The organism is Mesorhizobium sp. M0152 (genome assembly GCF_040322415.1).
Taxonomy (GTDB): Bacteria; Pseudomonadota; Alphaproteobacteria; order Rhizobiales; family Rhizobiaceae; genus Mesorhizobium.
This window is the reverse complement of record NZ_JAMYTH010000011.1, coordinates 110,120-126,492: the sequence shown is the minus strand read 5'-3', so window position 1 is coordinate 126,492 and position 16,373 is coordinate 110,120. Positions and strand designations below refer to the sequence as shown.

General features: G+C 62.0%; 15 protein-coding genes. 12 read left to right on the top strand and 3 right to left on the bottom strand.

What is annotated here, in order from left to right:
* Positions 1 to 33: 33 nt before the first annotated feature.
* The 4 genes from NKJ26_RS14275 to NKJ26_RS14260 all read left to right on the top strand — a co-directional run bounded on the left by NKJ26_RS14275 (position 34) and on the right by NKJ26_RS14260 (position 4,784).
* A complete protein-coding gene (locus tag NKJ26_RS14275) occupies positions 34 to 309 on the top strand; it encodes a CBS domain-containing protein (protein WP_352695820.1) in 276 nt (91 codons plus the stop codon).
* Positions 245 to 706, top strand: coding sequence for a BON domain-containing protein (locus tag NKJ26_RS14270; RefSeq protein WP_352695818.1), 462 nt, complete (start codon positions 245 to 247; stop codon positions 704 to 706). The genes NKJ26_RS14275 and NKJ26_RS14270 overlap by 65 nt, the downstream gene beginning before the upstream one ends.
* 692 nt (positions 707 to 1,398) lie before the next feature.
* Positions 1,399 to 2,580, top strand: a complete 1,182-nt coding sequence (ubiM, locus tag NKJ26_RS14265) for a 5-demethoxyubiquinol-8 5-hydroxylase UbiM (RefSeq protein ID WP_352695868.1) — start codon at positions 1,399 to 1,401, stop codon at positions 2,578 to 2,580.
* Between the two features lie 293 nt (positions 2,581 to 2,873).
* Positions 2,874 to 4,784: a putative bifunctional diguanylate cyclase/phosphodiesterase gene (locus tag NKJ26_RS14260; RefSeq protein WP_352695816.1), complete on the top strand. Its 1,911-nt coding sequence runs from the start codon at positions 2,874 to 2,876 to the stop codon at positions 4,782 to 4,784.
* A gap of 94 nt (positions 4,785 to 4,878) precedes the next feature.
* On the opposite strand, the gene NKJ26_RS14255 is transcribed toward NKJ26_RS14260, so the two are convergent.
* Entirely contained in the window at positions 4,879 to 5,160 is a 282-nt protein-coding gene (locus NKJ26_RS14255; RefSeq protein ID WP_081731037.1) for a DNA -binding domain-containing protein, read from the bottom strand.
* 104 nt (positions 5,161 to 5,264) lie between these two features.
* Here NKJ26_RS14255 and NKJ26_RS14250 point away from each other — a divergent pair, with 104 nt between their 5' ends.
* The 8 genes from NKJ26_RS14250 to rlxS all read left to right on the top strand — a co-directional run bounded on the left by NKJ26_RS14250 (position 5,265) and on the right by rlxS (position 12,281).
* Positions 5,265 to 5,498 (top strand): helix-turn-helix domain-containing protein, encoded by a 234-nt coding sequence (locus tag NKJ26_RS14250; RefSeq protein WP_023735803.1) that lies wholly within the window; start codon positions 5,265 to 5,267, stop codon positions 5,496 to 5,498.
* A 538-nt stretch (positions 5,499 to 6,036) separates the two neighbouring features.
* On the top strand, positions 6,037 to 6,999 hold the full coding sequence (locus NKJ26_RS14245) for an ArdC family protein (protein WP_023735801.1): 963 nt from the start codon (positions 6,037 to 6,039) through the stop codon (positions 6,997 to 6,999).
* Positions 7,000 to 7,272: 273 nt separating this feature from the next.
* Entirely contained in the window at positions 7,273 to 7,488 is a 216-nt protein-coding gene (locus NKJ26_RS14240; protein WP_198020838.1) for a hypothetical protein, read from the top strand.
* Positions 7,489 to 8,142: 654 nt separating this feature from the next.
* Positions 8,143 to 8,466 (top strand): DUF736 domain-containing protein, encoded by a 324-nt coding sequence (locus NKJ26_RS14235; RefSeq protein WP_023762782.1) that lies wholly within the window; start codon positions 8,143 to 8,145, stop codon positions 8,464 to 8,466.
* A 169-nt stretch (positions 8,467 to 8,635) separates the two neighbouring features.
* Positions 8,636 to 8,905 carry a helix-turn-helix transcriptional regulator gene (locus tag NKJ26_RS14230; RefSeq protein ID WP_023735797.1) on the top strand — a complete coding sequence of 90 codons (270 nt, stop codon included), beginning with the start codon at positions 8,636 to 8,638 and terminating at the stop codon, positions 8,903 to 8,905.
* A complete protein-coding gene (locus tag NKJ26_RS14225; protein WP_352695814.1) occupies positions 8,902 to 9,450 on the top strand; it encodes a S26 family signal peptidase in 549 nt (182 codons plus the stop codon). Before NKJ26_RS14230 ends, NKJ26_RS14225 begins: the two co-directional genes overlap by 4 nt.
* Positions 9,438 to 10,124 (top strand): lytic transglycosylase domain-containing protein, encoded by a 687-nt coding sequence (locus NKJ26_RS14220; protein WP_352611444.1) that lies wholly within the window; start codon positions 9,438 to 9,440, stop codon positions 10,122 to 10,124. The genes NKJ26_RS14225 and NKJ26_RS14220 overlap by 13 nt, the downstream gene beginning before the upstream one ends.
* Before the next feature lie 186 nt (positions 10,125 to 10,310).
* Positions 10,311 to 12,281: a relaxase/mobilization nuclease RlxS gene (gene rlxS / locus NKJ26_RS14215; RefSeq protein WP_352695813.1), complete on the top strand. Its 1,971-nt coding sequence runs from the start codon at positions 10,311 to 10,313 to the stop codon at positions 12,279 to 12,281.
* Between the two features lie 753 nt (positions 12,282 to 13,034).
* Here the strand turns inward: rlxS and NKJ26_RS14210 are convergent.
* Both NKJ26_RS14210 and NKJ26_RS14205 read right to left on the bottom strand, forming a co-directional pair.
* A complete protein-coding gene (locus NKJ26_RS14210; protein WP_031203413.1) occupies positions 13,035 to 14,681 on the bottom strand; it encodes an MFS transporter in 1,647 nt (548 codons plus the stop codon).
* A gap of 530 nt (positions 14,682 to 15,211) precedes the next feature.
* Positions 15,212 to 16,357, bottom strand: coding sequence for a trans-sulfuration enzyme family protein (locus tag NKJ26_RS14205; RefSeq protein ID WP_352695812.1), 1,146 nt, complete (start codon positions 16,355 to 16,357; stop codon positions 15,212 to 15,214).
* Positions 16,358 to 16,373 lie beyond the last annotated feature (16 nt).

The following is a 16,373-nucleotide window of genomic DNA, read 5'->3' as shown; positions in this document are numbered from 1 at the left end:
ATCGTCGTCCGACGAAAGATCAGGAGGGTGAGGATGCAAGCCGAATTCTTAATGACAAAGCCAGTCATCACGACGCATGCGAACGCGACGATCGCCGAAGCGGTCATGCTTTCAAGCAAAGTCAGCTGCCTGCCAGTAACGACCAGCGACGGCACCTTGGTTGGCATTGTAAGCAAAAGCGACTTCTTGCGCCGAGAGGAACTCGGAACCCAGCGTGTGCGTCCGCGCTGGCTGGAGCTTGATCTTGGCCCGGGCACAACCGCCAATGACTATGTGTGCGCTCGAATGGACGGATCATCCATCAGGTGATGACCACACACGTCATCTCGGCGCCTCCTGTCGACCTGATGATGCAACATCGCACAACAATGTCCCGATTGTCGATCGGGAAAGGGTCGTCGGCATCATCACGCGAACTGATTTGCTGCTTGTCCTGATCCGCGCCATGTCGAAACAGGGCACCACGCCACCCGATGACGAACTGATCCGCAAGGCTATCCTTGCCGAACTGCAGCCACAAACCTGGAGCGGTGGTGACGTGATCGATGTGAGGGTCAGCGACGGCCTTGTCGAACTGAAGGGGGCGATTGTCGACGAGCGTCAGCGGAAGGCAGCGATCGTTGCGGCCGAGAAGGTTGCCGGCGTCGGGCAAGTCAAGGACCGCCTCCTCCTCAGTACGGATCCGTTCTCAGTGATGGTTTCATAGCTGCGAAAAAAGCGGGGACGCCAAGCAGAGTCCCTTTGGTTTGCTCCCTTCCCACATCATTTGGACATGAGGCCGTCGGCGAGTTCCTTCGGCGTCTAGCGCGTTATGGTCGGAGAGCACGCTGTCGGCAGCAAGACGCCCGTCCTGACGGAAATGCGATGGCCGCTGCCTGTTTTGGTGGGGCTTGGACCGGGGCTTCCGGTGGATCTTGTAGAGCGGCCAATACAAAGATCTCAACGGCTCCGCCGAGCGGGTCCTTATCGATCGGGAAGAGCCGCGAGGCTGAACCGGTTGGCGGCGCCAACGACTGTGCGGATGCTGGTCGTCAGTCGACCGAATCTTTGCTGGCGATTGCCCGCGAGGCGCGCGTGCGAAGAACGGATCAGCCACAATACGTTGCCGAACCTTTGGCCAGGAGGGGCACGCGATTGGGAAGCCGACCATTCAGAATGCCCAGACATGCAGACGTTTTCACGGCAATCGACCACTCGACCGTGAACCCGCCGCTGCCGGGTTTGTCGAGCCTGGTTGATCCAGATCAGCGTTATCTCTTCATCGGCATGGTTTCATTGACCAGGCTTCCAACGGAGAACGCATGTCTATCGAGTTGGGGAGATGAGCGGCAAACCGTGGGTGATTGCGATGCTTCAAGAGCGCTTCGTATCGAAGATAGCCGCTATGGCGGCACGCTGATGGCCGGCTATGTCGACAAATTCGACATCATTGTCGTCGGAGCTGGGCCGGTCGGACTTGCCTTCGCAGCATCGCTCGCCTGGAGCCGACTCAAGGTGGCAGTGGTTGAACGGCAGTCGCTCGACAGCCTGGCGAATCCGGCTTTCGACGGTCGCGAGATCGCGCTGACCCACGCATCAGTGAGAATCCTTCGCGAGCTCGGCGCCTGGGATGCCATCCCCGCATCGGACAAATCACCGCTTCATGGCGCGCGCGTGCTCAACGGATCCAGCCCTTTCGCCCTGAGCTTCGATGGCCCCAGCGGATCTGGGGAACCACTCGGATTTCTGGTCCCAAATTGTCGGATCCGCGATGCCCTGTTCAAAATTGTCCACTGCCAGGATCATGCCCGGCTCCTGTGCGGCAACTCGGTCGTCAATGCAACAAATAGCGAAGACGAGGCGGTCATAACGCTTTCTGATGGCAGGCAATTGGCCGCTCGGCTGCTCGTAGCAGCGGATTCGCGTTTGTCCGCGATGCGCGACCTGCTCGGCATTGGCGCCACCATCCATCCGCTTGGCCACTCCATGCTGATTTGCCGAGTGAGGCACGAGCGCGTCCATCACCAGATCGCGGTCGAATGGTTCGACCACCATCAGACCATAGCGATGTTGCCGCTCATGGAAGGCGTGTCGTCGCTGCTTCTGACTTTGCGCTCAAGCGAGGCCGACAGACTGTCTGCTCTCGATGACGAATTGTTCCGCATGGAATTGATGAACAGGTGTCGAGGACGCCTCGGGCAGATGACCCTGGCAAGCACCCGCCATGCCTATCCGCTGGTCACGACCTGGGCGCACAAGTTCTCGGCTCCGAGTGCGGCACTGATCGGCGATGCTGCCATCGGCATGCACCCGGTGACCGCGCATGGCTTTAACATCGGCCTCAGCGGCCAGAAGCAACTCGCTCATAAAATACTGACAGCATGTCGCGCCCGCCGCGACATTGCCGATCCCGACATGCTCGGCAGATACGAAAGCCGGCTGCGGCTGTCGGCGGGGCCGCTCTATCATGCCACCAACATGCTTGTCGGTCTCTACTCAAGCGAGCACCCGGCGGCACGGCTTGCAAGACATGCTGGGCTCCGCTTTGCCCAACATCTTCCCTTTGTCCGCCATGGCATTTCGGCCATGCTCAGGCGGTGAATCGCACAGAGCGCTGCCGCTCTGGAACGCTGTCTCGGCGAGGCTTCCTTGTCTTGCTGGCGCGCGTCGTCGCGGGCACGGCTGCTTCCTGGTGACGTTGCCGATCATGGCATGATTCGGATCAAGGCACGCGCGCGGGCGAAGCCTTGATGATTCGGCAATGCTAAGCCAAAGGTGTGACCCGCAGCATGGTGAGCGCACTGGTTACCCTCGCTGGGTAGTTAACCCGTCCTTCAGTGGGCTTGCATAGGTTTGGTCCTCGCGAACAACGACGCAAGCAAGCTGGTCCATTCATGGCACCCCTAAAGGAAGAAGAATCGCTGGAGGCCAAAATCCGTCAGGATCAGCTTGCTGACCTGAGGGCCGGGCTCTTCGTGTCGATGCCGATAAGCGCGATCCTGTCAGGCCTGATTTGCGCGGTGCAGGCCCTTTCTGGCGGCGGCTTTGCCGCTGCCAGCTGGTTCCTGGTCGTCAATGCGCTAAATGCCGCCCGGCTTGCACTCGCCCGTTTTCAGCTAAAGGAAACGGGGCGCCATCAGGATTTGCTTGGCGTTTTGCCGCGCCTTCGCATGTTTGGCGTCCTTGCCCTTCTGGCAGGGTTTGCATGGTCCTTCCCGGCCGTGCTGACTGTTGGATACACAACACCACAAGCACCGATGCATCTGGTCATACTGGCGGGCATTTCAGCTGGTGCGGTTACATATGGCAGTTCGTATGCCGCGGCGGCGACCAGCTTCATCACACCTCCACTCCTCATCACGGTGGCGTGCCTTTTGGCGAAAGGCAATTTTGAACGCTACATTCTGGCTTTCACCGTTCTGCTCTTCATGGGCGGCTTGGTCCGAGCTTCGTTTGTTGGGCAGGCGCGCTTCCGCGAAGCAAGCCGCCTGAGACATGAGGCAGAGCGATTTGCGTCGGAAATGGAGCGCAACTCCAGGGAGGACCATCTGACCGCCCTTCTCAACAGGCGGGGCCTTGAACACGCCATCGGTCGGTTCAAGACCGCGGATGGCCCCTTCGTGGCAATGCTGATTGATCTGGACGGCTTCAAATCTGTCAATGACACCTACGGTCACAGGACCGGTGATGAACTGCTTGTCATGATCGCCCGCCGCATAGAGCAGGAAGCACCCGAAGGCTCAACGCTCGCTCGTATCGGCGGCGATGAATTCGTGCTGGTTTTTCCCTCAACGAGAGCTTCGCTTTCTGCCAGTGATCTCGCCTCCAATATCATAGCCAAAATTGCTCGCCCCTATATCGAGGTCGCGTCCGTTCGGGTCGGGGCATCGATAGGGATATACTTGGCGCAGACGCCGAGCCTGACTGAAATGTTGTTGCGGGCGGATATCGCCCTGTATACGGCCAAGCGCCATGGCAGGAACGAATTTTGCCTGTTCGATGCCGAACTCGACAGGGAACTGCAACGTCGCCAGTCGATCGAACGGGATCTTCATTCGGCGATAAAGACGGGAAGATTGCAACCTTGGTTCCAGCCGATCGTGAAACTCGAAACCGAGACGGTGGTCGGTTTTGAAGCCTTGCTGAGATGGTCCCATCCGACGCATGGTGCCATCTCTCCACCCGAAATCATCACGGCCGCACGCGAAACCGGAATGCTTCAGCTGCTGACGCAAACCGTATTCGCCGACTGTTGTGCTTTTATCGACGGCTTGGTGAAAGCTGACTGTCGTGACATTCGTGTGGCGATGAATGTTTCCCCTCGCGAACTGGAAGCCGGCGATATCGACGACATGGTTCTGGAGGGTCTGGCGGCAAGAGGCCTGCCTGCGACGATGTTCGAAATCGAGATTACCGAAGAATCGCCGGTGGACCCGGACAGAGTGGATGAAAAGCTCGGACGGCTTTCACATGCCGGTATTTCCATCGCGCTCGATGACTTCGGCACCGGCTTTTCTACCTTGGCATCTCTCAAGGACCGTCGGATACGCAAGGTGAAAATAGACCAGGGCTTCATTCGCGGCCTGGCCAAGTCCCGAGAGGACCGACTGCTTGTCAAATCGGTCATCGAACTCGGTGACATGCTCGGGATCGAGGTCATGGCCGAGGGCGTCGAAACAGAGGCGGATCGGCAAACCCTGCACAAGCTTGGCTGCCGAACCGCTCAGGGCTTCCTCTTCTCCAAGGCTGTGCCGTCGATGCAAGCACTGGAAATGGCAGTCAAACAGCACGCGAACCAGTTGTGACCGCTCCCGCCGCGCCGGCTGTCGCGGCCGTGCGCTGCCGAATTTGGCTACAGAGACTTGCCTGCTCGAAACACGTGGCAGTGGGCGTTGTGCATCAGCCGGCGAACAGTTCCTTGTAGCCGGTCGTCACCATCCAGTTCGCACGGTCGATATGGCTGCGAAGAGCTTTGCGGGCGCGGACCGGGTCAATGGACGGGTCGATGCCGAGAATGCGCTCGGCCATCTCCTTTTCGCTGGCATTGTCGGCGCAGGCATCCAGGATCCGCAGGTAGATCGTGAAATGCTCCCTGTCGTAGCTCGTGAGGTTCTCCGACCAGGGGACTTCATCGCTCAAAGTTGAGCTTCGAGTCTCATCTGTTCCCATTGGTCCATTCATGCCTGCGAACCTCGCCTGTGAGCGCACGCAGTATATCCCAAAATGGGATAATCCGAAACCGGGATTAGTCGCTGATCCGGTCTTTACCCGACCGGTTCGCCTCCATGCCCAAATCCCTTCGATCGCCCCGCCACCAGCGGTTTCTGGCCCAGCTGGTTTCGCTGCGCAAGGCCAAAGGCCTGACCCAGGAGCAGCTGGCTGACAAGCTTGGTCGTCCCCAATCCTTCGTGGCCAAGTACGAGGGCGCAGAGCGGCGTCTCGACGTCATCGAGTTTCTCGACATAACTGCGGCCATTGACGCTGATCCGTGCGAGATTCTGTCCAGCCTCCGGTCCTAGCGGGCGCGCCGCATCTATCATGATCCGGACAGGAATATTGTCTAGGACAATGCCTCAATTTGTTGAAAGGCGAGCGCTGGTTTTCGGAGGAAGCCGCGCGCACGGCGCCGATGCCGTCGGGTTCCTCGACGTAACTGCGCCGCCTGACCATGTGCGAAAAAACTTGGCGCGCGCCCGCGCGCCTGACGACGCGCACCAGGTGCTCGTGAACCGAGCCCGCTTTTCTTCGGCAAGCTCAGGCGGTCTCGGCCATTCGGCTTCGCCCCTTGGCGTGGGCAGCCCTTCGGGCTGTGACGGCCGCCGCCCTTGCGGGCGGCGCGGTTTGTCTGTTGGCCTTTCCCGGTGGCGCGGGGCGGGCGGCACTCCCTTCTAGACCCGCTGCGGCAGCCCGCAACCCTTCGCGTGCCGCTCAGGGTCCTCCTCTTCGTTACGGTCCTTCGGATGCGTTCCGCCTACTGGGCGGGCCCTTCCGGTCGCGACTCGCCGCCCACCCCGCTTCCGGGGAAAGGCGCGGCGATTGGTGAGCGGAGGATAACACATGCGTGCAAACAGCAAGCGTACCACCAGCGGAGAGGCTGGCGCAGGCAAGGGCAGGCGCCCGGGCGCCAGCCTCTATCAGGAGATCACCGACCGCATCATTGCCGAGCTGGAGCGCGGTACCGTGCCATGGGTCAAGCCATGGGGCAGCGCAAAAGCAGGCCTCGGCCTGCCGAGGAATGCGTCCACGGGGCGCAGCTATTCCGGCATCAATATCCTCATCCTGTGGGGCGCCGTCATCGAGCGCAGCTATCCCAGCCAGAATTGGCTGACCTTCCGGCAGGCGCTTGCCCTGGGCGGCAATGTCAGGAAAGGCGAGCGCGGCACGACCATCGTGCATGCCGACCGCTTTGTCCCCAAGGACGAGAAGGAGCGCGCACGCCACGAGGGCGATGCACCACAGGCCGTGCCTTTTCTGAAGCGCTTTACCGTCTTTAATGTCGCGCAGTGCGACAATCTTCCGGAACACCTCCATGCCCCCGCCGAGCCGCTGCCTCAGTGCGAGATCGTGCCGCAGGCCGAAACGCTGATTCGCGCCAGTGGTGCGGATTTCAGGGTCGGCGGCGATCGCGCTTTCTACATGCCGGGCAGCGACCACATTCAGGTGCCGCCGCAGCCGGCGTTCCATCAGCAGATCGACTATTACCGGACCTGCTTTCACGAGCTTGGCCACTGGACCGGCCACCCGACGCGGCTTGGTCGCGACCTCTCCGGCTCCTTCGGCTCCAAGGCTTACGCGCGTGAAGAATTGGTCGCCGAAATCACTGCCGCCTTCGTCTGCAGCAATCTCGGCATCGAGCCGACCGTGCGTCACGCCGATTACATCGGCTCATGGCTGAAGGTGCTGCGCGAGGACAACCGCGCCATTTTCCGTGCCGCCAGCCTCGCCTCGAAGGCCGCCGATTTCCTGCTTGGCCTTCAGGCCGATGCGGAAGGCGAGGCGCAAGAAGGGACTGCGGCATGACGATGCCCGATGCTCAACTGGCCACGACCGAGCCGACGCCGGATAGCGAGGAGATGCCCGTTTCTGACGGCGCCGGAACTCACCGGCCCGATGCTGAACTATGCCGATCTGCATCGCCAAGGTGCGCCCCGGGCCGCAGCGCGCAGCCAACGAGACAGTGACTGCCAGCCTTGCCGGCTGCAAGGCTGACGCCGCATTCGGCAATATGCGGCACAAGCTGTTGGCCTGCCCGGTGGTGGCCAGCGGCAATCGCGACCCCTTGCTGCCGCCGGCATGTTCGCGCGCAAGGTGGGCGCTTGGCGACGACAATATCGTGCGCGTCGTCGGCATATGGCGGCAACCGGACAATGGCGTTTCGATCGCTTGCGCGACAAGGAAATCGCCGTTTCGATGCTCGCCGAGATCGGCGGCAAGCATGGCGCGGACAGCAGTTTCGCCTGGGAGGTCCGCGGCTTCCTGGTGGCGAGAATGGCCGCCGCCTCAAGTTGAGGCCTGGCTGCACGCTGGATCAAATTCCCGGCCGAAAGCTGCCCAGCCGCGAGGCCTTCCTATTCGCCGATCTGTGCGCAAGGAAGCAGTCGCTGTTCGTGGCGAATAGTCGATCAGGGCCCGAGCGGCGTTTTCTCGAGTACTGCCGCTAAGGACGCGCGCGCCGCTCCGGGCCGCGCCGGCTCCGATTGATCGTCTTGCCGAGCCAGTGCCGCGTGCGATAAATTCCAACGCCAATTCGCCCCCATTTCGGCAGCCCCGCACCGCCCCGGATTGCTTGCTGAGGCGCTAGGCGCGTGGGTCCAATTGCCAATCCGATTGCCGAGAGAGCCCGCGCCGCCGGCCCCCCGCATATTGCCGCCTGCTTATTGTGCTCCCGATCGCGCAACCTGTCTCCATTGTGTCTCAGGGACCATTCCCCTGCGCCTGGCTTGACGACCTATGGGCGGATCCGGCCCGCTCGAAACCCTCGCCGGCAGCTTTTTTCCCCGCCGCCTGCGGCGGCTTCCTCGCGCCGCTTCGCTTCAAAAAAACTCCCCGCTCGGGTCCTCCGCTGGCGCTGCGGCCGTGCCGGTTCCGGCGGTCCGGACGCGCCCATCACGGTCCGCCATCGCAGGGGAATGGTCCCCTGCGAGCACCAAGAGGAGACTGAAAATGACCGCAATCGGATACGTCACCAAACAGGAAAACGGCGGCTACAAGGGCCAGCTCAAGACGCTCAGCGTCCGCGCCGACATCGACATCGTGCCCAATCAGGCAAAGAGCGCCGACACCCATCCCGACTTCCGGGTGCTGACGCAAGGGGTCGAAGTGGGTGCGGCCTGGATCCGCACCGGCGAGACCTCCGGCAAGGACTATGTGAGCCTGTCGATTGCGGCCCCCGAGTTTGGCCCGCGCAAGCTCTACGCCAATCTGGGCCGCGCCGCCGGCCAGGATGACGACGACACTTACGCCATCATCTGGAACCCGGTCGACTGACCGGCCGACCCGCAAAGCCCTGCGCCGCCAACCGGCGCAGGGCCTCTCTCAGGACCCGTGAGGCCGCCGAAGGGGCGGCGAAAACTCGCCCCCCACTCTTCGCCCGTCCCCAAAATGATCTCGCTCGCCGATCCTCGCCTCGCTTGCCCGTAACGAACCGAGGATCATCATGGACGACGAAAACGAACGCGCAGCCCGCGCCAAGAAGGGCAGTCCGTTTCTCAACACCGCGCAGGCGGCCTTCTATATCGGGCTGTCCCAGCGCACGCTGGAGAAGATGCGCCTCAAAGGCGGTGGCCCACAATTCCGCAAGCACGGCCGCTATGTCCGCTATCACATCGACGAACTCGACGACTGGTCGAAGGGGCACGCGCAGGAGACCGCGCCCGAGGATGGCGCGCACGAATCCGGCTCGGCCGGTGAGGGAGGCCGCTCATGAGCCGGCGTCCCACCATCCGTCTGATCGGCAGCCATCTGCGGCGCATTCGAGCCCGCAAGACGATCGTCGTTGCCACAATCGGCCTTGGCCTGATCGGCTTCGCCGCCTTCGGCAAACCATCGCCCTGGCTGGTCTGGAACGCCTCGGCGAGTGCGCCGGTCGGCCTCTATCGCGCCGCATCCAGATCGCCCGCTCGTGGTGATCTCGTACTCGTCCGCCCACCAAGACCGGTCGCCGATCTCGCCGCCGAACGCTTCTATCTGCCCAGCAACGTGCCGCTGGTCAAGCGCCTTGCGGCGCTGCCCGGCGAGCATGTCTGCACCTTCGGCGACGCCATCATCATCGGCGGCGAGATAGCCGCGCGCCGGCTTGCAACCGACACGCAGCACCGTCCGCTGCCTTGGTGGAATGCATGCCGAAAACTCGCCGCCGCCGAGGTTTTCCTGCTCGGCAGCGATAAAGATCGCTCGTTCGACAGCCGCTATTTCGGGCCGGTGCCGGCCGAAAACATCATCGGGAGGCTCGTGCCGCTATGGACCGAGTGACCCTCCTTATGCTGAGCATGGCGTGTCTCGCACCATGCTCCTGTTCCGCCGCGACCAACACGAAGCCGGTCGTCATCTCCCATAGTCCGCAGCTTGCAAGATGGCAGCCCTTCGTAGCCGAAGCAAGCCGGCGTTTCAGCATTCCACAGACCTGGATTTATGCCGTCATGGATGCCGAAAGCCGGGGGCAGACGACGCTCAATGGGCGGCCGGTCACGTCGAGCGCCGGCGCCATTGGCCTCATGCAGGTGATGCCAGCCACCTACGAGGAGTTGCGCGCAGAGCTCGGCCTCGGAGCCGTCCCGCACGACCCTCGCGACAACATTCTGGCAGGCACTGCCTATCTGCGCGCCATGTATGACCGCTTCGGATTTCCAGGCCTGTTTGCAGCCTATAACGCCGGGCCGGAGCGCTACGAGCAGCATTTGCAGCGCGGGCGACCGCTGCCTAGCGAGACGGTTTCGTATCTGGAAGAGATCAAGGCGGCGGGCATTTCGGCCGCCGATATGGACGCGCTCACCGGCAAATCCCGTTCCAAAAGCGCGCCGGGAATCCCGTCCGGGCAGTCGCTGTTTTTTCTCCGAAACGGTGTTTCCGTGACCGGCCCGAATGGCCAACTCCTGGTGCCGCTCGGATCGGAGCGAGCAAGATCAGGCCGGCCGGATCGCAGGTGAGGGCAGCGGCTACCGTGGTTCGGGCGGGGGCAGGGAGGCAGGTCCGCGGAAGGCAAGATAAAGGCAGCGCCTCCTGGAGGCGGCCAAGTCTTTGTCTGCACATCGTTTTCCCAGGAGGTTGCCTCCGGGTCCAGGAGGGTCTGGCGCGCAAGCCTCTGAAATTGCTGCTGGCTCATCGGAGGCCGCATGCAGGATAACGAATTCACGCCGAAGCTCGGCAAAATTGGCTCGCGCGGCTCGAAGGCGGGCAAACGCTACGCTGGCCAGGTGCAGGCCGCGGTCAACCGAGCAGGCGGCAGGAGCGGACGCGGCAGCCGCTTCATCGGAAGCCGGGTGGGGCGCGGCGGGGCCGCTGCCGCCGTTCTTAGAGCGCGCGACCGCCACGCGGCGTTTCGGCAGCGGCGCGCAGTCGTCAAGGCACGCATCGTCAAGCTGGCCGGCAAGGGAGTCGACGGGGCTCGTGCGCACCTCCGCTACCTCCAGCGCGACGGCGTCACCCGGGAAAGCGAGCGTGGCGAGCTCTACGCTGCCGACAATGACCGCGCGGACGGCAGGGCCTTTCTCGATCGCGCGAACGGTGACCGTCATCAGTTCCGCTTCATCGTCGCCCCTGAAGACGGTATCGAGTATGATGACCTGAAGCCGCTCACCCGGCGCCTCATGGCGCAAATGGAAGAAGACCTCGGCACCAGGCTAGACTGGGTGGCCGTCGACCATTTCAACACCGGCCATCCTCACACCCACCTCATCGTGCGCGGCAGGGACAATCACGGCGAAAACCTCGTCATAGCGCGGGACTACATCTCCTCTGGCTTGCGCGAGCGCGCAGCCGAACTGGTTAGCCTCGACCTTGGCCCGCGCACCGACCGCGAGATCGAGCAGCGCTTGCGCCAGGAGATGGATCAGGAACGCTTCACCAGCATCGACCGGCAGCTGATGCGCATGCGCGACGATGAGGGGTGTGTCTCACCGGCCAGCCGAGACACCTTTCGCCAGACGCTGCACCAGGGCCGCCTGCGCAAGCTCGAGCGGATGGGCCTCGCCGAGGAGATGCCTGCCGGTCGCTGGCGCCTGGAGGATGAGCTCGAAGCTACGCTACGCCGCATCGGCGCGCGCGGCGACATCGTCAAGACCATCCATCGCGAGCTGACGGGCAAGGGGCTCGTCCGCAGTGCCGCCGACCATCTTATCCACGATCGATGCGACGGGTCGGCTCAAACCGTGGTCGGACGTGTCGTCGGGCGCGGGCTGGCCGACGAAATCACTGACCGCCATTACCTCGTCGTCGACGGCGTGGACGGCAAAAGCCACTATTTTGATATCGGCAAAGGCGAGGCCACCCAACCGACACCAGAGGGCTGCATAGTGCGGGTCAGGCCGAGGGACACCGGGCCAAGAAAAGTCGACCGCACAATTGCCGGCATCGCCACGGTCAACGACGGGCGCTACAGCATCGATATCCATCTCAAGCATGACCCCTCGGCCACCGAACGCTTTGCCGAAACGCACGTGCGGCGACTGGAGGCGATCCGCCGTGCGACCGGTGGCGTCGAGCGCGAGCCGGACGGCACATGGACAGTCGCGCCCGACCATCTCAACCGCGTCGCGGATTACGAGCGTCAGCGAGCGAGGGCCCAGCCTGTTGTCGTCGACAAGCTCTCATCAATGCCGCTGGAGAGCCAAGTAGGCTTCGACGGCGCCACCTGGATCGACCAGGAGCTGGTATCAGCCCACCCTGAGTCCTTGCGCGACTCTGGCTTCGGTCGCGAAGTACGTCAGATCCAGGCCCGCCGACAGCAGTGGCTGATCGCGCAAGGTCTTGCCCATGATGCGCAGGATCGGGTCATCTATCGCGCCAACATGCTTTCAATGCTGCGCCAACGAGAGCTGAACCGTGTTGCCAGTCAGCTCTCGGACGAACTCGGGCTCTCGTATTCTGAAGCGCAGCATGGCAATCGAATAGACGGAACGCTGCGCTGCTGCGTCGAGCTCGCCGGCGGAAAATACGGTGTCATCGAGAAATCGCGCGAGTTCACGCTGGTGCCTTGGCGGCCGGTGCTTGAGCATCATATCGGCAAGGAGGTGTCTGGCGTGGTGCGCGCCGAGGGGATTTCCTGGACGATCGGACGCCAGAGGAGCGGGCCCGGCGTTTCGTGAACTGGCTATAATTTATTTGTCTGCGTTGAAACACATACTCAGCCCAGACGGAGTTCCTCCGCCTGCTGCTTGCTCGCAGCATTCATTTGGCGGAGAGTCAGTGTTCTGCATTTTGTAGTTCGCTCTGTCAAAAAGCGCTGGGAATATGCATCATGTTCTGCGTTGACACGGAAGGCGCGCCGACAGGTGCTGCGGATCGGCTCCCGATGCGCTGCCAGCTAGAAAGGTGGGCTGACTCGTGACAGCGCAAGGGGCTCTGGCGGCCGCGGTACGGCGACGCGAGTTCTGGCATCGAGGATGAAGCCGCACTTCCCTCATTCTACTCGCAGGACCGGCAGACGCGGCGGTCGCCCGTGCGAGCAACCATGCTGTTGGCCCTGGCGTGAATTGGCAGTCCGTCCCGGGGGACTTTGTAACGGAGAAAACTAGGCGGAAAGAGGCGCGCGGCCCGTCTCCCCAGCAACCCGCCTTGCGGATTCCTCCTCTGCCCGCTTCGCAGACGGGGATACCCTCCGCCCCCTTGCTATTCGTTGCCCGCCGCTATGCAAAGGACAGGCGACCTGAATCCGTGCTCAAGCCGGTCTGGCGGCAGAGAGGGGGGTCTCGGGCGGAACATGGGACCCGTGATGGACATAATTGCCACGCGAATCCTCATGCTCGCCTAACCGGCCGGAACGATTTGCAATCCGGGCAGGCTCAACAAATTAAGGAGTAGCTCGTTCCGTGTCCAAGCCCAGACAAGTTTTGGTTTTCTCACGGGCGCGATACAAAAGGCACAGGCTGGACTTGGCTGCCGGGGGCGGGGCTTGTCGACCGCTCGATTGAAAGTGAGATGCGAGGCGGAGAATCACCCATGTGCAGAGCGGCAAGGCGCTCGCCTATGTCCCTGTCATTCACCGTTAGTCGATGGTTTAGACGAAGATAGTCCGTCCATGTCGGCGTGCGGAATGTCTCGGTCCAAAGCGTCGACTTCTGAAGGTCGCGCTGGAGGGTCCAGTCCCGCGCACCGGCGCGGCTCTGAACGCGCCGCCTTTCGCGCATGCAGCTCAGAAATTCATCGATACTCTCCTCGAGTATCGAGTACTCCACCTTGATCACGATCGGACCGCTCCTGGGCTTCAAAGGGAGGGCCAGTTCTGGTGGCCTGAAGTCGACGGCCGCTTGATCCGATTCCTCCCATAGCCGCACCGGCAATAGCTTTCCCACAGCCGCGACCAGCAACAGTGCCGCTGCAGCACCTTCCAAAGCCCACGTCAGCGAATAGTACTGCGCGACAGCACCCCAGATCCAGCTACCCGCTGCCATGCCGCCGTAGGTCAGGGCGTAATAAATGGACAGGGTGCGACCAACGACCCACCTTGGGCTTGCCAACTGCACACACACGTCGGTTCCGGTCCAGGTGACAACCCAGCCAGCGCCACCGATTGCAAGCGCGATCGCCGCCACAGCCACCGACGATGTGAGGGCCATCAAAAGGCAGCACGTTGCGCAAGCAACGGATGCGAGCGTGATCAATCGGTTCTGGGACGTGATGCGTCTCAAGTAGCTGCTGCCAATGCCGGCGATGAAGGCGCCTGTGCCGAAGCCGGCCAATAGCACGCCGTACACAATTGGCCCTCCCGCCAGTTGGTCGCGAACCAGGAGGGGGAGCAAAGCAAGGATCGAGATGCTTGATAGCCCGAACAGGGTTGCACGCACGATCGCCACTCTGATCTCTGAGGATATCGCCGTGAATCGCATGCCATCATGAATGGCCGTAGTCATCCGCTCGCGCGGAAGAGGCGAAGAGCGAACTTGCCACTGTGAGCGCAAAACAGCGCTCAACGGGACCAGGTCACTTAGCGCAGCGAGGGCGAAAGCCGTAAGGGGGCCCAGCAAAGCTAAGATTACACCGCCCAGCGCCGGTCCTATGCTCCGAACCACGTTGTACCCCACCGACATCAGCGTCACTGCAGCGGGTATGTCGCGCTTTTCCAGGATATCGCCGACCGAGGCGTGCCAGGCTGGATCGTTCAAGGCAAAGCCGCATCCGGCCAAGAAACTCAGTCCCAGGATTAGCCATGGACTAGCAAAGCCCAGTCCCACAGAGAGTGCCAGCGCCGTGGATGCCAGTGCGATCAGGCAGTGTCCGGCAAGCATCACGCCACGGCGGCTGAAGCTGTCTGCAATGGCTCCAGCAAGGATCGACAAGAAGAACGCGGGCAGCGTCGATGCAGCCTGTACGAGCGCAACCATCAGATCGGAGGCTGAAATCGTGGCCATGAGCCAGCTTATAGCCACGCTCTGCACCAGCCAGCCAAGGCTGGATATCTGCGTGGCTGTCCAGATAGAACGAAAGACCGGGTTGTGAAGAGGGATCAGTGTGTTTGCCGCAAAGCGCGGAGGATCTTGACGCCGCATCACTTCTCACCTCCACTGGGTGTCGTTCTTCCGCTCATTTGCTTACAGCGCACTGACTGCGTCACAACGAAGTTCCGAGATCGCGCTCGCAAGGACAATGTGGCATCCACGGTGCTGATGCGCGTTGAGGTACCAACCTGGCCGTTAGCTGATGGGTCCCGCAGCCCGCTTGGTGCGGTCAGTTCTGCCCTGCGACTCTTGGCTTTGGACGGTGCTAGCGCCCCGATGGCCGGCTTGTCAAACTGCCGTAGTGCCAGCACATCCATCCCATCTGCTGACCGCGATCTCCGACGAGGTTGAGCATCAGCAGGTCAACGGCAAATCTGGGTATTTCCGCTTCCGGTCGGGCGCGTGGCCATCGTCCAGAAACCCGAAGACGTTCATCACCCATGCGACCACGCGCCCGAGACGATGCGACACGGCGGTAGCGGTTCACCAGAGGACGTGCGTTCTACTCAGCAGGAACATTGTTCTGCCGATCGTCGGCTGCGCCAGCCGCCACATAAAGCGGCGCCAGAGTCTTGCACCCGTCATTGGACTCCCGCTTTGCAGGTTTCGCCTAGGGCCTGCATCAGGTCATCGATAATGTCCTGAGGATGTTCAAGCCCTACAGAGATTCGCAGCAATCCGCCTGGCGCTTTGGACTTCGCACCTTCAACGGATGCGCGATGCTCTATCAGAGAATGCGTCCCGCCAAGGCTTGTCGCCCGGACAACAATCTTCAGGCGGCCGGCCACGGCCATTGCAGCATCGGCTCCGCCCTCGACGATAAAGGATAGCATCGCTCCGTAATGGCTCATTTGCCGCGTAGCAAGATCGTGTCCCGGATCAGTTTGCAGACCAGGAAAGAGCACTTTTTCGACGCGCGGATGAGACGCCAGGGCCTCGGCCACTTTCTGGGCGCCTTCGCAATGGGCGCGCATGCGGACCGGCAATGTCTGCAGGCCCCGCAACGCCAGCCAACAGTCGAAGGGCGCTGCGACGCTGCCCTTGTGTTTCTGGACCATCCGCAATGGGCGACCGAGGGGTGACGCGTTTGGGACAATGACGACACCGGCCATCAAATCCGAGTGGCCGCCAATGTACTTTGTCGCCGAGTGCATCACTGCGTCTGCCCCGATTTCGAGTGGCAGTTGAAGCACTGGTGTGGCCCACGTATTGTCCACCACCGCCAAGGCGTTTGCCTCGTGCGCGATTGCGCAGATGGCCGCAATGTCGACAACGCGGATCATCGGGTTTGACGGCGTCTCGATCCAGACGAGGCCAGTCCGCTTCGATGTCACCGCGGCGCGCAAAGCGTCCAAATCGCGCATGTCGACTGGGGCAAAGTCGAAGCGAGACCCAATGTCGGTCTCTTCGATCAGCGAACGAATGCCGAAATACATGTCATCCGGCAGAACGATCCGACCCGCCGACGGATGGCTCTCGAAAACTGCAGCGATTGCGGCCATGCCCGAAGCGAAGGCGATGCCGTCTTCCCCTCCCTCAAGCCTCGCCATGGCCGCCTCGAACGCATTGCGTGTAGGATTTCCATCCCTTGTGTATTCGAAGCCGGACGGAAATGACCCGTTGGCACCGCGTTCGAACGTCGTGCTGGTGTGCAGCGGCATGGATACGGCCCCCGTGGACGCGTCGACCCCTCGGCCGCAGTGGATCGCCTTCGTCTCAAAACGCATCGGTTATTTCCTTCCT

What these genes read in the sequence shown, in the direction of transcription:
- NKJ26_RS14275 (WP_352695820.1), top strand. Translation starts at nt 34, where the DNA reads ATGCAAGCCGAATTCTTAATGACAAAGCCAGTCATCACGACGCATGCG.
- ubiM (WP_352695868.1), top strand. Translation starts at nt 1,399, where the DNA reads ATGGCCGGCTATGTCGACAAATTCGACATCATTGTCGTCGGAGCTGGG.
- NKJ26_RS14260 (WP_352695816.1), top strand. Translation starts at nt 2,874, where the DNA reads ATGGCACCCCTAAAGGAAGAAGAATCGCTGGAGGCCAAAATCCGTCAG.
- NKJ26_RS14255 (WP_081731037.1), bottom strand. Translation starts at nt 5,160, where the DNA reads ATGAATGGACCAATGGGAACAGATGAGACTCGAAGCTCAACTTTGAGC.
- NKJ26_RS14250 (WP_023735803.1), top strand. Translation starts at nt 5,265, where the DNA reads ATGCCCAAATCCCTTCGATCGCCCCGCCACCAGCGGTTTCTGGCCCAG.
- NKJ26_RS14245 (WP_023735801.1), top strand. Translation starts at nt 6,037, where the DNA reads ATGCGTGCAAACAGCAAGCGTACCACCAGCGGAGAGGCTGGCGCAGGC.
- NKJ26_RS14240 (WP_198020838.1), top strand. Translation starts at nt 7,273, where the DNA reads ATGTTCGCGCGCAAGGTGGGCGCTTGGCGACGACAATATCGTGCGCGT.
- NKJ26_RS14235 (WP_023762782.1), top strand. Translation starts at nt 8,143, where the DNA reads ATGACCGCAATCGGATACGTCACCAAACAGGAAAACGGCGGCTACAAG.
- NKJ26_RS14230 (WP_023735797.1), top strand. Translation starts at nt 8,636, where the DNA reads ATGGACGACGAAAACGAACGCGCAGCCCGCGCCAAGAAGGGCAGTCCG.
- NKJ26_RS14225 (WP_352695814.1), top strand. Translation starts at nt 8,902, where the DNA reads ATGAGCCGGCGTCCCACCATCCGTCTGATCGGCAGCCATCTGCGGCGC.
- NKJ26_RS14220 (WP_352611444.1), top strand. Translation starts at nt 9,438, where the DNA reads ATGGACCGAGTGACCCTCCTTATGCTGAGCATGGCGTGTCTCGCACCA.
- rlxS (WP_352695813.1), top strand. Translation starts at nt 10,311, where the DNA reads ATGCAGGATAACGAATTCACGCCGAAGCTCGGCAAAATTGGCTCGCGC.
- NKJ26_RS14210 (WP_031203413.1), bottom strand. Translation starts at nt 14,681, where the DNA reads ATGCGGCGTCAAGATCCTCCGCGCTTTGCGGCAAACACACTGATCCCT.
- NKJ26_RS14205 (WP_352695812.1), bottom strand. Translation starts at nt 16,357, where the DNA reads ATGCGTTTTGAGACGAAGGCGATCCACTGCGGCCGAGGGGTCGACGCG.